Raw genomic sequence first — 17,211 nt, 5'->3', positions numbered from 1 at the left:
AATAAATATGTACTGACTTCACGCTTGAGGTTAAGTATCCGTTATAATCGGTTGCAGATACCAGCCTGCGGGATGCTCACTATGGAATACCAACTCACACTTAATTGGCCCGATTTTCTTGAACGCCACTGGCAGAAACGCCCGGTGGTCTTAAAACGCGGGTTTAATAACTTTATTGATCCTCTTTCTCCTGACGAACTGGCTGGACTGGCAATGGAAAGCGAAGTCGACAGCCGACTCGTCAGCCATCAGGATGGTAAATGGCAGGTTAGCCACGGTCCCTTCGAAAGCTACGACCATCTTGGCGAGAACAACTGGTCTCTGCTGGTGCAGGCGGTCAACCACTGGCACGAACCTACCGCCGCGCTGATGCGCCCGTTCCGTGAATTACCGGACTGGCGTATCGACGATCTAATGATTTCTTTCTCTGTACCCGGCGGCGGCGTTGGCCCGCACCTGGATCAGTACGATGTATTTATCATTCAGGGAACCGGTCGTCGTCGCTGGCGCGTAGGCGAAAAGCTGCAGTTGAAGCAGCACTGCCCTCACCCGGATCTTCTTCAGGTCGACCCGTTCGAAGCCATCATTGATGAAGAGCTGGAACCCGGCGATATCCTGTACATTCCACCGGGATTCCCGCACGAAGGCTATGCGTTAGAAAACGCGATGAACTATTCGGTTGGTTTCCGCGCGCCAAACACTCGCGAGCTGATCAGCGGGTTCGCCGATTACGTTTTACAACGCGAACTGGGCAGCACCTATTACAGCGATCCGGACCTGCCACCGCGCGATCATCCGGCAGATGTTCTGCCGCAGGAGATGGATAAGCTGCGCGAAATGATGCTGGGCCTGATTAATCAGCCAGAACATTTCCAGCAGTGGTTTGGCGAATTTATCTCTCAGTCTCGTCATGAGCTGGATATTGCCCCGCCGGAGCCACCGTATCAGCCAGACGAAATTTATGATGCCCTGAAACAAGGTGATGTGTTAGTGCGTCTGGGCGGGTTGCGCGTATTGCGCATTGGCGATGACGTCTACGCTAACGGTGAGAAAATTGACTCGCCGCATCGTCCTGCGCTGGAAGCGCTGGCCAGTCATATTGTGCTGACGGCTGAGAACTTTGAGGATGCGCTGGAAGATCCTTCTTTCCTTGCCATGCTTGCCGCGCTGGTCAACAGCGGGTACTGGTTCTTCGAAGGGTAATGCGGACTGTGCCTGATACGACGCTATGCGTCTTATCAGGCCTACTGGAGTGAAATATTGTAGGCCGGATAAGCAAAGCGCCATCCGGCAACTACACATGCTTTATTTTTGTTTCGTGGCCAATTCAGCAATACGCACAATCACCTGCACCGCTTTTTCCATTCCTTCCAGGGTTACAAACTCATGCTTGCCATGATAGTTGTAGCCGCCGGTGAACAGATTCGGACACGGTAATCCCATAAATGACAGCTGTGCGCCGTCAGTGCCGCCACGGATCGGTTTCAGCACCGGCTCAATATCACAATCGCGCATCGCCTGCTGGGCGATATCCAGCACGTGCGGATGCTCAATCACTTTTTCGCGCATATTGTAGTAACTGTCTTCAATCACCAATTCGATATAACAGTCCGGGTGTAACCCTTTGCCGACCTTCTTGGCGATATCCATGATCTTACGTTTACGCGCTTCAAACTGCTTACGGTCAAAATCACGAATAATGTAGTGCATATCCGCCCGATCGACCGTCCCTTTCATGCTCGCCAGATGATAAAAGCCTTCGTAGCCTTCCGTCTTTTCCGGGCTTTCATCTGCCGGAACCTCTGCATGAATACGCGCTGCCAGCGACAGCGCATTCACCATCACCCCTTTTGCGGTGCCGGGATGCACATTGTTGCCAACAATTTTGATATTAACCGACGCGGCGTTGAAGTTCTCAAACTCCAACTCACCTACGCCACCACCGTCAACGGTATAGGCCCACTGCGCATCGAATGCCGCAACATCAAAATGCTTCGCCCCTTTACCCACTTCTTCGTCCGGCGTAAAGGCCACGCGGATATCACCGTGCGGAATATTTTTTTGGATAAGCACAGCCAGTGCGGTCATGATTTCCGCCACGCCTGCTTTATCATCCGCGCCCAGCAACGTTTTACCGTCTGTGGTGATCAGCGTCTGACCCAGAAGTTGATGCAGCACCGGGAACATCACCGGCGATAAAACTTCATCACCAATGCCTAACGCAATATCGCCACCGCGATAGTTTTCAACGATTTGCGGATTGACATTTTTACCGCTGAAATCCGGTGAGGTATCCACATGGGAAATAAAGCCGATCGCAGGAATATTGCCAGCAACGTTCGCGGGTAACGTTGCCATCAGCGTGCCTTTTTCGCTCAGTGAAATATTAACCAGCCCCATCTCTTCGAGCTGTTGTTTGAGCAGTTGTAATAATTTCCACTGTCCTTCGGTGCTGGGAACCTGCCGCACGCCCGATTTTGATTGGGTGTCCAGCGACACGTAATGTAAAAAACGCTCAAGTAGTTTATCCATGCAGTCACCCTCACTTTTTGTGACAACATTATCAATAAGCAACAAAAGACAAATATTGCGTCAGGTCACTTTTATCCCCGCAAGTGAGAATATTTCGCCCTGACATTCCCTCTGACTATAGGGCTAAGTCAGTAATTCGCAACAAGGATTGGCGATTACAATGGTTTGCCGTAGAATAACGGCCCTCATTAAGAGTCATCAAGGTGGTTAACCACAAACCCCGCATCGGTCAGCCATCCGTTGCGTTTACATGGGACAGAGTAAAAAATTGAATAAACAACCGCGTTCGCTTTCTCCACTGGTGCAATTAGCGGGAATTCGCAAAAGTTTCGATGGCAAAGAGGTGATTTCCAACCTGGATTTGACCATCAATAATGGCGAGTTTCTTACGCTGCTTGGCCCCTCTGGCTGCGGTAAAACAACCGTTCTTCGCCTGATTGCCGGTCTGGAAACGGTTGATTCCGGTCATATTTTGTTGGACAACGAGGACATTACTCACGTTCCAGCGGAAAACCGCTACGTGAATACCGTCTTCCAAAGCTATGCGCTATTCCCCCACATGACTGTGTTTGAGAATGTGGCCTTTGGTTTGCGCATGCAAAAAACGCCCGCAGCCGACATTTCTCCCCGCGTTACCGAAGCCCTGCGCATGGTGCAACTGGAAGAGTTCGCCCAGCGAAAACCGCATCAACTTTCCGGCGGACAGCAGCAGCGCGTAGCGATTGCCCGAGCAGTGGTCAACAAACCCCGCTTACTCTTGTTAGATGAATCCCTCTCTGCGCTGGACTACAAACTGCGTAAGCAGATGCAGAATGAACTGAAAGCGCTGCAGCGTAAGCTTGGTATCACTTTTGTCTTTGTCACACACGATCAGGAAGAAGCGCTAACCATGTCCGACCGCATCGTGGTGATGCGCGATGGTAAGATTGAGCAGGACGGTACGCCGCGCGAAATCTACGAAGAGCCAAAGAATCTGTTTGTCGCCGGGTTTATCGGCGAGATCAATATGTTTAACGCCACGGTGATTGAACGTCTGGATGAACAGCGTGTTCGTGCTAACGTTGAAGGCCGCGAGTGCAATATATATGTCAACTTCGCGGTAGTTCCCGGACAAAAGCTGCACGTCCTGTTACGCCCTGAAGATTTGCGCGTTGATGAAATCAATGATGATAATCATATCGAAGGCCTGATCGGCTACGTGCGCGAACGCAACTACAAAGGCATGACGCTGGAGTCGGTTGTAGAACTGGAAAATGGCAAGATGGTGATGGTCAGTGAATTCTTCAACGAAGACGATCCTGACTTTGACCACTCGCTCGACCAGAAAATGGCAATTAACTGGGTAGAAAGCTGGGAGGTCGTACTGGCTGATGAAGAGCACAAGTAAATTCCAGAGTGTGGTGATCTTCACCATTGTCGGTTGGCTTGTGTTATTTGTCTTTCTGCCCAACCTGATGATCATCGGCACCAGCTTTTTGACCCGTGACGACGCCAATTTCGTCAAAATGGTCTTTACGCTGGAGAACTATACGCGCCTGCTCGATCCGCTCTATTTTGAGGTACTAGTTCACTCCCTCAATATGGCGCTGATTGCCACGCTCGCCTGTCTGGTACTCGGCTACCCGTTTGCCTGGTTTTTGGTGAAACTGCCGGAAAAAGTACGCCCGCTGCTGCTGTTCCTGCTGATTGTTCCCTTCTGGACCAATTCTCTGATTCGCATCTACGGACTCAAAATTTTCCTCAGTACCAAAGGCTATCTCAACGAGTTTCTGTTATGGCTCGGCGTTATCGATACACCCATTCGCATTATGTTTACCCCCAGCGCGGTGATTATCGGGCTGGTATACATCCTGCTGCCGTTTATGGTGATGCCGCTCTATTCCAGCATTGAAAAGCTCGATAAACCGCTGCTGGAAGCCGCACGCGATTTAGGCGCCAGTAAGCTTCAGACCTTCACCCGCATCATTATTCCGTTGACGATGCCGGGAATTATCGCCGGATGCCTGCTGGTCATGCTGCCCGCAATGGGGCTGTTTTACGTTTCCGACTTAATGGGCGGCGCGAAAAACCTGCTGATTGGTAACGTAATTAAAGTTCAGTTCCTGAACATTCGCGACTGGCCGTTTGGCGCCGCCACCAGCATAACGCTGACTATCGTGATGGGGCTGATGCTACTGGTCTACTGGCGCGCCTCCCGCCTGCTGAATAAGAGGGTAGAACTCGAATGATCGGTCGACTGCTTCGCGGCGGTTTTATGACCGCTATCTACGCGTATCTGTACATTCCAATCATTATTTTGATTGTGAACTCCTTTAACAGCTCGCGCTTTGGCATCAACTGGCAAGGTTTTACGACCAAGTGGTACGGTCTGCTGGTGAACAACGACAGCCTGCTGCAAGCGGCGCAGCACTCGCTGACCATGGCGGTGCTCTCCGCCACGTTTGCCACCTTGATCGGCTCACTTACTGCGGTCGCGCTTTATCGTTACCGTTTTCGCGGTAAGCCGTTCGTCAGTGGCATGCTGTTCGTGGTGATGATGTCGCCGGATATTGTGATGGCAATATCTCTGCTGGTGCTGTTTATGCTGATCGGCATTCAACTGGGCTTCTGGTCGCTGCTGTTCTCGCATATCACTTTTTGTCTGCCTTTTGTGGTGGTGACGGTTTACTCTCGCCTGAAAGGTTTTGATGTCCGCATGCTTGAGGCGGCTAAAGATTTGGGTGCCAGCGAAGTAACTATTCTGCGCAAGATAATACTGCCACTGGCTATGCCTGCGGTGGCTGCGGGTTGGTTGCTGAGCTTTACGCTGTCGATGGATGATGTTGTTGTTTCATCTTTCGTCACCGGACCGGGTTATGAAATTTTGCCATTAAAAATCTACTCAATGGTTAAAGTCGGCGTATCACCAGAGGTGAACGCGCTGGCGACCATTTTGTTGGTTCTGTCGCTGGTTATGGTGATTGCCAGCCAGCTTATTGCACGTGATAAAACCAAGGGCCGCTAAGGCCCTTAATTCAGGGGACGTTAAATGATGAAAAAATGGTCACGCCACCTGCTCGCGGCGGGTGCTCTGGCACTGGGCATGAGCGCCGCTCACGCGAATGACAACAACACGCTCTATTTCTATAACTGGACTGAATACGTCCCACCGGGTCTGCTGGAACAGTTCACCAAAGAAACCGGCATTAAGGTTATCTATTCGACCTACGAGTCGAATGAAACCATGTACGCCAAGCTCAAAACCTATAAAGACGGCGCATACGATTTGGTGGTTCCGTCCACCTATTACGTCGATAAAATGCGTAAAGAAGGCATGATCCAGAAGATCGACAAGTCGACGTTGACCAACTTCCACAACCTCGATCCGGAAATGCTCAACAAGCCGTTTGACCCAAACAATGACTACTCCATCCCGTATATCTGGGGTGCAACGGCCATTGGCGTCAACAGCGATGCTATCGATCCGAAAACCGTCACCAGTTGGGCCGATCTGTGGAAGCCGGAGTACAAAGGCAGTCTGCTGCTAACGGATGATGCGCGAGAAGTGTTCCAGATGGCGCTGCGCAAGCTGGGATATTCCGGCAATACCACCGATCCTAAAGAGATTGAAGCCGCCTATAACGAGTTGAAGAAGCTGATGCCTAACGTTGCGGCATTTAACTCTGACAACCCGGCCAATCCGTATATGGAAGGCGAAGTCAATCTGGGAATGGTGTGGAACGGCTCCGCGTATGTTGCGCGTCAGGCGGGCACACCGTTGGAAGTGGTATGGCCGAAAGAAGGTGGCATTTTCTGGATGGACAGCCTGTCTATTCCGGCTAACGCGAAAAACAAAGAAGGTGCGCTGAAGCTGATTAACTTCCTGCTGCGCCCGGACGTCGCGAAAGAAGTCGCAGAAACTATCGGTTACCCGACGCCAAACCTGGCAGCACGCAAGCTGTTAAGTCCTGAGGTCGCGAACGACAAAACGCTCTACCCTGACGCGGAAACCATCAACAAAGGGGAATGGCAAAACGATGTCGGTTCCGCCAGCGCTATCTATGAAGAGTATTATCAGAAGCTAAAAGCAGGACGCTAATACTCGTGCAACCCGGCAGGCGTCGATGCGCCGGGTTGCTACCTGCCAATCCCTACTTTTTACGTCTTTCGACTGATTCCCGCTCCCCAGTTTCTGGCTATGCTTACAGTATTCCAGGCCGGCTTCTGAGGCTTCCAATGACAACGCTCTGGCTGCTACTTGAGTTGGCTAATCTGATCGTATTTACGCTGGTGATTCTCCCTCGTAAGCAGCCGGTAAACGCTCGTCCTTTGCTGCCTGTCACCGCAACCCGCCTGCTACGGCTCACCTTTTTAATACCGATCCTGGTTTTTGGTTATAGCCTGTTTTTCAGTCATCAGATTGGTCCGGTGGAGTGGGGATGTCTGATTTTGGCGATCGTAGGTAACGCGCTGGTCATCAAAGGAAAATGGGATTTGGGGGAGAGCCACACATGGACAGGCTACTATTTACCTCGTGCAAAAAGGGTTACGCGCGGCATTTTTGCCTGGATTGCGCACCCCATGTATACCGGAATTATTCTGGTGATTATCTCGTGCAGCCTGGTTTACATTACCCGACTACCCATATGGCTGAGCGCACTGGGGCTGATCTGTTGTTTTTACATCGTTGGATTTTTGATTATGGCGGCCCTGCGTGAGGACCGCCAGCTTGTACAGGCTTAAACAGTATTATCCGGATAGCCGTTACAGCCCTTTTAATAACTTCTCAACGAACTCAGGCACCACCTGGCTTGCCGGACCGTAATACTTCTCTTCAAACTCGCTGCCTACCTGGCTCGGTTCGAGATTGAGTTCTACCGTATGTGCCCCATGCAGCCGCGCCTCATGCACAAAACCCGCTGCCGGATAAACATGTCCCGATGTGCCAATCGCAATGAACACATCTGCCATTGCCAGTGCCATATAAATTTCATCCATTCCCAGCGGCATTTCACCAAACCACACGACGTGTGGTCGCAGCGGTGCCGGAAACTGGCAGCAATGACATTTATCTTCCGGGGTCACATCGCCCGTCCATTCCAGAATCTGCCCGCTTTGCGAACAGCGAACTTTGAGCAACTCGCCGTGCATATGGATAACGTTCTGGCTGCCCGCACGCTCATGCAGATTATCAATGTTCTGCGTCACCAGTAAAAAACGATCGCCCAGCTCGGCTTCGAGTTTTGCCAGTGCGATATGCGCCGCGTTGGGTTGGATTTCAGGCTGCTGCAACTGATGGCGACGGGCGTTATAAAACGACTGAACCAGTTCCGGGTTTCGACTAAATCCTTCCGGAGTCGCAACGTCCTCTACCCGATGTTCTTCCCAGAGACCATCCGCCGCGCGGAATGTTCGAATTCCTGACTCAGCGGAGATTCCCGCTCCAGTCAGTACCAGCACTCTTGGTTTTTCCATCAATTCAGGCACCACTCTGTCTCTGAAAAAGATTCGTTGACGCAGGCGATCGCGCAAATGGCGTTTATTTTTACGAAAGCGGCTTAACCGATGACCCCGACGCGACAGCATAACAACCTCTTTGTATTAATCGGTAAGATGTAGGAAAGCAGCCCCGCGCATCCCGCCGGCATCACCGTGCCGTGCCTGCTCAATACGCGGTACCCGGGCAACCGGCAGCAGATGACGTGGCAGTCGATCCGCCAGTTGCGTCGTAATAGCGGTAAAATTCGACAAGCCTCCGCCAATCACCACCAAATCAGGATCGACGATAGTCAGGATATTCCCAAGACACACCGCCAGCAAATCCAGATAGCGTTCAACGTGGGCACGCGCGTGTTCATCACCCTGCTCCCACAGCGCGATAATTTCGCGGGCATCCAGCGGTTGATGGTAGTAATGCTGATACAACCACGCAAATCCACCGCCGGAAAGATAGCTTTCGATGCATCCCAGTTGACCGCATCCGCAGCGGCGCAGCGGGAAATCAAAGCCCATCAGCGTCAGCGCATCGACCGGCAAACGAATATGACCAAACTCACCGGTGATATAGCTGCGCCCGGTGATGGATTTCCCGTTAAGCACCAGGCCGCCGCCGACGCCCGTACCGAGGATCAACCCCATCACCAGCGGATATTGGGTGAACTCGTCATCCCAGGCTTCGGAGAGAGCAAAACAGTTCGCATCGTTATCCAGACGCACATCGCGGTCAAGGCGAGCGCTGAGATCGGCGCGGAGCGGTTTGCCACTGGCGGCAGGAACATTGGCCGCGTACAGCGTGCCGTCTTCGGTTTCCGGCATGCCCGGAATGCCGATGCCTACCGAACCTTTGATGCCGAACCGCTGATCCGCTTCCGTCACCAGATTGCAGACCGCATCAAGGAAAGCGTCGTAGCTGTCGCGAGGCGTAGGAACGCGAGTTTCCCATTGCAGACGACGTTGCTTATCAAACACGCCCAGCGCAATTTTGGTCCCGCCGATGTCAAATCCGTAATACATCACCGCTCCTTGATACACGTCATCCTTCAAGATGCCTCTGCGTTGGCTACGCCTTGATGCAGCATGAATGCTGTCGTGTACTATTGTTGTTATTGGCCGCTAAGTACTCTCGCAGGATCAATATTGCTGGCGCGACGCGCCGGATACCAACTTGCCAAAAGACTCAGCACGAGTGCTGTCACCAGCACGTAAATCACATCCAGCCAGTGTAATTCCGATGGCAGGAAGTCAATGAAATAGATATCGCCGGACAGGAACTGATGGCCGATAAGCGCCTCAATCCCGTTTATGATCGGCGTCAGTTGCAACGACACAACCACCCCGATGACGACGCCTATCAGGCTACCGAACAGACCCGCCAGCAGGCCGTACCAGACAAAAATGGCACGGATCAACCCATCTTTCGCCCCGAGGGTTCTTAATACCGCAATATCGCCGCTTTTGTCTTTTACCGCCATCACTAACGTGGAAACGATATTAAAACAGGCCACGCCAATAACCAGCACCATAGCCAGATACATAATGGCGCGGATCATCTGAATATCGCGGTACATATAGCCGTAGGTGCCGATCCAGCTCTTGATGTAAACATAGTTATTGGTGACTTCACCCGCGTCTCGCACCAGCTTATTGGCGTTAAACACGTCGTTAACCTTCAGCGCGATCCCGGAAACGCTGGTTCCCATATCAAGATATTGCTGCGCATCTTCCATTGGGATCATGGCAAAGCTGTGATCGAGCTGACCGCTCAGTTGCAGGATCCCCGTCACGTGCAAACGCACGCGTTTAGGCTGCTGTAGCTTATGATCCGCACTGGCGTTAGGGATCATAATCGACACCCAGTCACCCTGCTTCACCTTCAGCGCATCGGCAATACCCTTACCAATGATGATTTGTTGTTCACCGGCTTTAAAATTATCCCAGGCGTGGTTTTGCACAAAGGATGGCAACGCGCTTAAACGCTGTTCCTGTTTCGGGTCTACGCCCTTCACCTGCACCGCGCGTAAGTTCGCCCCGCTCTCCACCAGTCCGGTAAAGTTGATATAAGGCGCCGCGGCGACAATACCCGGCACTTTTTGTACCTTGTCGAGCGCTTCCTGCCAGTTATTCCACGGCTGATTTACGGCTTCAATCTCTCCGTGTGGGACTACGGCCAGAATACGGTTGTTCAGCTCACGCTCAAATCCGTTCATGGCACTTAAACCGACGATCAACACCGCCACACCCAACGCGATGCCAACGGTAGATATCACCGAAATTAACGAAACCATACCGCCGCGCCGCCGACCACGGCTAAAGCGCAGACCAATCAATAACGATAAAGGCGAAGCCATTACTCAGCTCCCATCAGGCTCAGTTCAGCCGTCAGGCGACCATCGCGCATTTCAAGCTGGCGACTCATTCGCTTCGCCAGTTGCAGATCGTGCGTCACCACCAGAAATGCCGTGCCCTGAGAGCGGTTCAGCTCACCCAGAAGCTCGAAAATGCTGTCCGCGTTACGCGCATCCAGGTTACCCGTTGGCTCATCTGCCAGGACCAGGCGCGGGTTATTCACCAGCGCACGCGCGATGGCCACCCGCTGACGTTCGCCGCCAGACAGTTCAGACGGGCGATGACTGGCACGATGATCCAACCCTACCGCTTTCAGCATATCCCGTGCGCGCTCGGTGATTTCAGCCGGTTTTTTCTTGCCGATCAGCAGCGGCATCGCTACGTTTTCCAGCGCCGTAAAATCCGGCAGCAAATGGTGGAACTGGTAAATAAAGCCCAGCTTCTGATTACGCAGTTCCGCTTTCGCCGCCGACGAGAGCTTACTCATTGGCTGACCGCTAAAAATGACGTCTCCGGAAGTCGGGGTATCCAACCCACCTAACAGATGCAGCAACGTACTCTTGCCGGAGCCTGAGCTGCCGACAATCGCCATCATCTCACCTTCGCCGACGCAAAAACTGACATCGTGCAGTACATCGGTCTGCACAGTGCCTTCCTGATAGCGTTTGCACAGGTTGTCGCATTGCAACAGGATCTTATTCATAACGTAAAGCCTCAGCGGGTTGAGTGGCGGCAGCGCGCCAGGAAGGATAAAGCGTAGACAGCAGCGCGATGGCCATCGCCACCAGCGCAATGACGATAACCTGCAGCGGCTCAATGGCGACCGGCAGCGCAGCGCCATCCAGCAGCACACCAATAATTGGCATCAGATTGTTCAGTTGGCTGGCGAGCAAGGCACCCAGTACAGCGCCCAGCAGCGCGCCAATCACCCCGGCACTGGCCCCCTGAACCATAAACACCATCATTATCTGCCGCGGCGTTAGCCCCTGCGTTTGTAAAATCGCCACTTCCCCTTGCTTCTCCATTACCATCAGACCCAGCGAGGTAATAATATTAAAAGCCGCCACCGCCACGATCAGGCTAAGCAGCAGCCCCATCATGTTCTTTTCCATGCGCACGGCCTGGAACAGTTCCCCTTTGCGCTCGCGCCAGTCCTGCCATTTGGTGCCTTGCGGCAGCGTTTGCTGGCTCAGCGTGTCAACTTTTAACGGTTCGTTCAGCCACAGACGCCAGCCAGTGATATTACCCACCGGATAGCGCATCAGACGCGAGGCATCCTGAATGTTGGTCAGCATCTGGTAGCCATCGACTTCGCTGTTGGCGGCGAAAGTGCCAATCACCGTAAACAAACGCTGGCTCGGCAAACGCCCCATCGGCGTAAACTGGCTGGCCGAGGGCACCATCACACGGATTTGATCGCCACGGTTCACGCCCAACTGCCCGGCAAGCTGCTCGCCGAGGATGACATTATACTTACCCGGTTGCAGATCTGTTTGCTTCACATTGACCAGATACGGCGTTAACGGATCTTTTTGCGCCGGATCGATACCGAGCATCACGCCGACCGCCACGCTACGCGCACTTTGCAGCACCACATCTCCCGTAGTTATGGGTGCAACGCGGTTGACGCCGTTCAACACCACCGCTTTTTCCGGCAGTTGTTGCGGGTTGAGGGAACCCTGTTCAGACGAGAGTACGGCCTGAGGCATCAGGCCAAGAATATTGTTTTGCAGCTCGCGCTCGAAACCGTTCATCACCGACAACACCGTGACCAGCGCCATTACCCCGAGAGTAATGCCTATGGTGGAGAGCCAGGAAACGAAGCGACCGAAGCGATCTGCTGCACGCCCACGCATATAACGCAGGCCGATGAATAGAGCGACAGGTTGGTACATGAAATCCGTCTGGTTGCTGTTAGCAAAGTCACGAGTATATAAGCGAAAGCGGAATGGGTAAATGACTGAACCGTAAGTGTTCGTCAGCACTATTCCTAAAAGTATAAATAAATCAATTCGCTAAAGTTGTCCCTCTTTCCTTCAGCCCGGGTCCCTGATCTTTATCTTAAAAAAACAAAATGCAGACAGTTACGCATTACAGCGCACAGCGGGTTGCGCAGGATGGCAGGCTATAGCCAACAATATGGATACGCCGTCTCGATGAAGAAAAAAGAACTATGGATTAATCAAATCAAAGGGTTATGTATTTGTCTGGTGGTAATTTACCACTCGGTAATCACGTTTTACCCGCACCTCACTACTTTTCAGCATCCGCTTTCAGAGCTGCTGAGCAAATGCTGGATTTACCTCAATTTGTACCTGGCGCCGTTTCGCATGCCGGTCTTTTTCTTTATTTCGGGGTATCTGATCCGTCGCTACATTGATAGCGTCCCGTGGACAACCTGCGTGGATAAGCGGATCTGGAGCATTGCCTGGGTGCTGGTGCTTTGGGGAGTGGTGCAATGGCTGGCGTTAGTCGCGCTCAATAACTGGCTGGCCCCACAGCGCGATCTGAGCCATGCCGCCAACGCTGCGTATGCCGATTCGATCACAGGTTTTACCCACGGAATGCTGACCGCCAGCACCAGCTTGTGGTATCTGTACGCGCTGATTGTCTATTTTGTTCTGTGTAAGATTTTCAGCCGCTGGGCGGTGCCGCTGTTGGCGCTATTTGTGGTGCTGAGCGTGGCGATCAATTTTGTCCCGACGCCGTGGTGGGGAATGAACAGCGTGATTCGCAATCTGCCCTGGTACAGCCTCGGCGCATGGTTTGGTGCAACGCTGATGGTATGGATCAAGGAGGTGCCCCTGCGCCGCCATGCGGTCATTGTTCTGGTTAGCGCAATCGCCGCCGCCGTCGCGTGGCTGGCAAATGTCTCACTATTACTTTCTCTGCTTTCCATTGTGCTGATCATGAAGCTGTTTTATCAATTTGAGTTGCGCTTTGGTATGCGTGAGTCCGGCCCGTTAAGCGTGATTGGTGCCAATACCATCGCCATCTACACCACCCACCGTATTCTGGTTGAGCTGTTCAGCTTAACGCTAATCCCCAAAATCAATCATACCGCCTGGCCTGCATATGCGGAGCTGGCCCTGCTGCTGGTGTATCCGTTCGCCTGCCTGCTACTGTGCACCTTGTTTGGCCTGTTGGTACGTAAAATTTCACAAAAAACAGTGGCCGACCTGCTCTTTTCCCCGCCTTCTTTATCAGCTGTCTCGCGCTAACCCCTACGCGCTTTTTGCCCCCATCAGGGGGCGAATCAATTTGCTTATGAGAAACGATCACGGATAATAAAGAACATTGCTTATCAGATGTATATCTAAACGAGATCCTGACAACCGAATGCCTGAACAACATCGTTACACGCTCCCGGCGAAAGCTGGCGATCAGCGCCAGTTAGGTGAGCTTACCGGTGCCGCCTGCGCAACGCTGGTCGCCGAAATCGCCGAACATCACGCGGGTCCAGTGGTCCTGATCGCGCCGGACATGCAAAATGCGCTGCGTTTGCATGATGAAATTCGTCAGTTTACTGACCAGATGGTGATGAACCTGGCCGACTGGGAAACGCTACCCTACGACAGCTTTTCTCCCCATCAGGAGATTATCTCCTCGCGGCTCTCCACGCTGTATCAACTGCCTGCCATGCAGCGCGGCGTGCTGATCGTTCCGGTAAATACACTGATGCAGCGCGTTTGTCCGCACAGCTATCTGCACGGTCATGCGCTGGTCATGAAAAAGGGCCAGCGACTTTCACGTGACGCTCTGCGTGAACAGCTGGACAGTGCGGGCTATCGCCATGTTGATCAGGTCATGGAACACGGCGAATACGCCACACGCGGCGCGTTGTTGGATTTGTTCCCGATGGGCAGCGAGTTGCCTTATCGTCTGGATTTCTTTGATGACGAAATCGACAGCCTGCGTCTGTTTGATACCGACACCCAGCGCACGCTGGAAGAAGTCGATGCCATTAATTTGCTTCCCGCACACGAATTCCCGACTGACAAAACGGCCATCGAGCTATTCCGCAGCCAGTGGCGTGATACCTTTGAGGTGAAACGCGACGCCGAACATATTTACCAGCAGGTCAGCAAAGGCACGTTACCTGCGGGTATTGAATACTGGCAACCGCTGTTTTTCAGCGAGCCGCTGCCGCCGCTGTTCAGCTACTTCCCCGCCAATACGTTATTGGTGAATACCGGTGATATCGAGACCAGCGCAGAACGCTTCCAGGCCGATACCCTGTCACGCTTTGAAAATCGCGGTGTTGATCCGATGCGCCCGCTTCTGCCGCCGGAATCGCTGTGGCTGCGGGTTGATGAGCTGTTTTCTGAACTTAAACGCTGGCCGCGCGTTCAACTGAAAACCGAGAGTCTGGCGAACAAAGCAGCGAATACTAACCTCGGGTTCCAGAAGCTGCCGGATATCGCCGTTCAGGCACAGCAAAAAGCGCCGTTAGATGCGTTACGTAAATTCCTTGAAGGCTTCACCGGTCCGGTGATTTTCTCGGTGGAAAGTGAAGGCCGCCGTGAAGCACTTGGCGAACTGCTCGCCCGTATCAAAGTGGCGCCGAAGCGGATATTGCGACTCGATGAAGCCGTAGATAACGGTCGTTATCTGATGATTGGCGCAGCTGAGCACGGCTTCATCGATAGCAAACGCAATCTGGCGCTGATTTGTGAAAGCGATCTGCTTGGGGAACGCGTGGCGCGCCGCCGCCAGGATTCTCGTCGCACCATCAACCCGGATACGTTAATTCGTAACCTCGCAGAGCTGCATCCCGGTCAGCCGGTGGTGCATCTGGAGCATGGCGTGGGTCGTTATGCCGGTATGACCACGCTGGAAGCGGGCGGCATCACCGGTGAATATCTGATGCTCACCTATGCCAACGATGCCAAACTGTACGTGCCGGTGTCGTCACTGCATCTGATCAGCCGCTATGCAGGTGGCGCAGAAGAGAATGCGCCGCTGCATAAACTTGGCGGCGATGCCTGGTCACGTGCCCGACAGAAAGCCGCTGAGAAGGTGCGCGATGTTGCGGCAGAGCTGCTGGATATTTATGCCCAGCGCGCGGCGAAAGAAGGCTTTGCCTTTAAGCATGACCGTGAACAGTATCAGCTGTTTTGCGACAGCTTCCCGTTTGAAACCACGCCTGACCAGGCGCAGGCGATTAACGCGGTACTCAGCGATATGTGTCAACCGCTGGCCATGGACCGCCTGGTGTGCGGCGACGTCGGCTTTGGTAAAACCGAAGTCGCGATGCGCGCGGCCTTTCTCGCCGTAGAGAACCACAAGCAGGTTGCCGTGCTGGTGCCGACCACCCTGCTCGCACAGCAGCACTTCGACAACTTCCGCGACCGCTTTGCCAACTGGCCGGTACGCATTGAGATGTTGTCCCGTTTCCGTAGCGCCAAAGAGCAAGCGCAGATTCTGGAGCAAGTTGCCGAGGGAAAAATTGATATTCTCATCGGCACGCACAAACTGCTGCAAGCGGATGTGAAGTTAAAAGATCTGGGTCTGCTGATTGTCGATGAAGAGCACCGTTTCGGCGTGCGCCACAAAGAACGCATCAAGGCGATGCGCGCAGATGTCGATATTCTGACCCTGACGGCAACGCCTATTCCACGTACGCTCAATATGGCAATGAGCGGCATGCGCGATCTGTCGATTATCGCCACGCCGCCCGCTCGTCGTCTGGCGGTCAAAACCTTCGTGCGCGAATACGACAACCTGGTGGTACGCGAGGCGATCCTGCGTGAAGTTCTGCGCGGGGGACAAGTTTATTATCTGTTTAACGACGTCGAAAACATTCAGAAAACCGCTGACAGATTAGCAGAACTGGTGCCGGAAGCGCGTATTGGTATCGGTCACGGACAAATGCGCGAGCGCGAACTGGAACGCGTGATGAATGATTTCCACCATCAGCGTTTTAACGTGCTGGTGTGTACCACCATTATCGAAACCGGGATCGACATCCCCACCGCTAACACCATCATCATCGAACGAGCGGATCACTTCGGTTTAGCGCAATTACACCAGTTGCGCGGTCGTGTGGGACGTTCTCACCACCAGGCTTACGCCTGGCTGCTGACGCCGCATCCGAAAGCAATGACCACCGACGCGCAAAAACGTCTGGAAGCCATCGCCTCGCTGGAAGATTTGGGTGCAGGTTTTGCGCTGGCGACCCACGACCTCGAAATTCGCGGCGCCGGGGAATTACTGGGTGAAGATCAGAGTGGTTCCATGGAAAGCATCGGCTTCTCACTGTATATGGAACTGCTGGAAAACGCGGTCGATGCGCTCAAAGAAGGGCGTGAGCCGTCACTGGAAGATCTCACCAGCCAGCAAACCGAAGTTGAACTGCGCATGCCGTCTCTGCTGCCGGATGACTATATCCCGGATGTAAACACCCGACTGTCGTTCTACAAGCGTATTGCCAGTGCGAAAGGCGAAAACGAGCTGGAAGAAATTAAGGTTGAGCTGATAGACCGTTTTGGCTTGCTGCCCGACCCGGCTCGTACGCTGCTGGATATCGCCCGTTTACGCCAGCAGGCGCAGAAACTGGGGATCAGAAAGCTCGAAGGCAATGAAAAAGGCGGTACCATTGAATTTGCCGAGAAAAACCACGTCAACCCGGTCTGGCTGATTGGTTTACTGCAAAAGCAGCCGCAGCACTTCCGTCTGGACGGTCCAACCCGGCTGAAATTCATGCAGGAGTTGAGCGAGCGTAAAACGCGGATCGACTGGGTCCGCCAGTTTATGCGTCAGCTTGAAGAAAACGCCGTAGCATAGTGAACAGGCCGGGTGAGCACACCACTCACCCGGCCTGATGAATTTACAAACTCTTTGCACTTCCCTGCA

The 17,211-nt window shown here is 53.2% G+C and carries 14 protein-coding genes; 8 read left to right on the top strand and 6 right to left on the bottom strand.

Features of this window, described 5'->3' with window-relative positions; genetic code table 11:
* The first annotated feature begins 81 nt into the window (after positions 1-81).
* Positions 82-1,203, top strand: coding sequence for a [50S ribosomal protein L16]-arginine 3-hydroxylase (roxA, locus tag OGY67_RS21025; protein ID WP_003030786.1), 1,122 nt, complete (start codon positions 82-84; stop codon positions 1,201-1,203).
* A 102-nt stretch (positions 1,204-1,305) separates the two neighbouring features.
* On the opposite strand, the gene pepT is transcribed toward roxA, so the two are convergent.
* Positions 1,306-2,532 (bottom strand): peptidase T, encoded by a 1,227-nt coding sequence (gene pepT, locus OGY67_RS21020; protein WP_103014562.1) that lies wholly within the window; start codon positions 2,530-2,532, stop codon positions 1,306-1,308.
* Positions 2,533-2,782: 250 nt separating this feature from the next.
* Here pepT and potA point away from each other — a divergent pair, with 250 nt between their 5' ends.
* The 5 genes from potA (at position 2,783) to OGY67_RS20995 (ending at position 7,254) form a co-directional block, all read left to right on the top strand.
* Positions 2,783-3,919, top strand: a complete 1,137-nt coding sequence (potA, locus tag OGY67_RS21015) for a spermidine/putrescine ABC transporter ATP-binding protein PotA (RefSeq protein WP_286574466.1) — start codon at positions 2,783-2,785, stop codon at positions 3,917-3,919.
* A complete protein-coding gene (gene potB / locus OGY67_RS21010; protein WP_008784439.1) occupies positions 3,903-4,760 on the top strand; it encodes a spermidine/putrescine ABC transporter permease PotB in 858 nt (285 codons plus the stop codon). Before potA ends, potB begins: the two co-directional genes overlap by 17 nt.
* Complete coding sequence (gene potC / locus OGY67_RS21005; RefSeq protein WP_006684943.1) at positions 4,757-5,536, top strand: spermidine/putrescine ABC transporter permease PotC; 780 nt, start codon at positions 4,757-4,759, stop codon at positions 5,534-5,536. Before potB ends, potC begins: the two co-directional genes overlap by 4 nt.
* A gap of 27 nt (positions 5,537-5,563) precedes the next feature.
* Positions 5,564-6,610: a spermidine/putrescine ABC transporter substrate-binding protein PotD gene (gene potD / locus OGY67_RS21000; RefSeq protein WP_003030797.1), complete on the top strand. Its 1,047-nt coding sequence runs from the start codon at positions 5,564-5,566 to the stop codon at positions 6,608-6,610.
* 137 nt (positions 6,611-6,747) lie between these two features.
* The gene (locus OGY67_RS20995; RefSeq protein ID WP_008784438.1) at positions 6,748-7,254 is read left to right on the top strand and encodes a methyltransferase family protein; all 507 of its coding nucleotides are present in this window, start codon (positions 6,748-6,750) and stop codon (positions 7,252-7,254) included.
* A 21-nt stretch (positions 7,255-7,275) separates the two neighbouring features.
* Here the strand turns inward: OGY67_RS20995 and cobB are convergent, their stop codons facing one another.
* From cobB to lolC, 5 genes are all read right to left on the bottom strand, one after another.
* Positions 7,276-8,097 carry a Sir2 family NAD+-dependent deacetylase gene (cobB, locus tag OGY67_RS20990; RefSeq protein WP_003832281.1) on the bottom strand — a complete coding sequence of 274 codons (822 nt, stop codon included), beginning with the start codon at positions 8,095-8,097 and terminating at the stop codon, positions 7,276-7,278.
* 15 nt (positions 8,098-8,112) lie between these two features.
* Positions 8,113-9,024, bottom strand: a complete 912-nt coding sequence (gene nagK / locus OGY67_RS20985) for an N-acetylglucosamine kinase (protein WP_020996481.1) — start codon at positions 9,022-9,024, stop codon at positions 8,113-8,115.
* A gap of 89 nt (positions 9,025-9,113) precedes the next feature.
* Complete coding sequence (lolE, locus tag OGY67_RS20980; RefSeq protein ID WP_003030804.1) at positions 9,114-10,358, bottom strand: lipoprotein-releasing ABC transporter permease subunit LolE; 1,245 nt, start codon at positions 10,356-10,358, stop codon at positions 9,114-9,116.
* The gene (gene lolD, locus OGY67_RS20975; RefSeq protein ID WP_003832278.1) at positions 10,358-11,059 is read right to left on the bottom strand and encodes a lipoprotein-releasing ABC transporter ATP-binding protein LolD; all 702 of its coding nucleotides are present in this window, start codon (positions 11,057-11,059) and stop codon (positions 10,358-10,360) included. The genes lolE and lolD overlap by 1 nt, the downstream gene beginning before the upstream one ends.
* Positions 11,052-12,251: a lipoprotein-releasing ABC transporter permease subunit LolC gene (gene lolC, locus OGY67_RS20970; protein WP_032934420.1), complete on the bottom strand. Its 1,200-nt coding sequence runs from the start codon at positions 12,249-12,251 to the stop codon at positions 11,052-11,054. Before lolC ends, lolD begins: the two co-directional genes overlap by 8 nt.
* Positions 12,252-12,512: 261 nt before the next feature.
* Here lolC and OGY67_RS20965 point away from each other — a divergent pair, with 261 nt between their 5' ends.
* Together OGY67_RS20965 and mfd are read left to right on the top strand one after the other, a co-directional pair.
* A complete protein-coding gene (locus tag OGY67_RS20965; RefSeq protein WP_219987849.1) occupies positions 12,513-13,577 on the top strand; it encodes an acyltransferase family protein in 1,065 nt (354 codons plus the stop codon).
* A 118-nt stretch (positions 13,578-13,695) separates the two neighbouring features.
* Positions 13,696-17,142: a transcription-repair coupling factor gene (gene mfd, locus OGY67_RS20960; protein WP_008784434.1), complete on the top strand. Its 3,447-nt coding sequence runs from the start codon at positions 13,696-13,698 to the stop codon at positions 17,140-17,142.
* Positions 17,143-17,211: the final 69 nt, after the last annotated feature.

This window comes from Citrobacter sp. Cpo015 (assembly GCF_030333035.1).
In the GTDB taxonomy this organism is placed as follows: domain Bacteria; phylum Pseudomonadota; class Gammaproteobacteria; order Enterobacterales; family Enterobacteriaceae; genus Citrobacter; species Citrobacter portucalensis.
The sequence above is the reverse complement of the archived record's forward strand: the minus strand, read 5'-3'. Positions and strand labels throughout refer to the sequence as shown.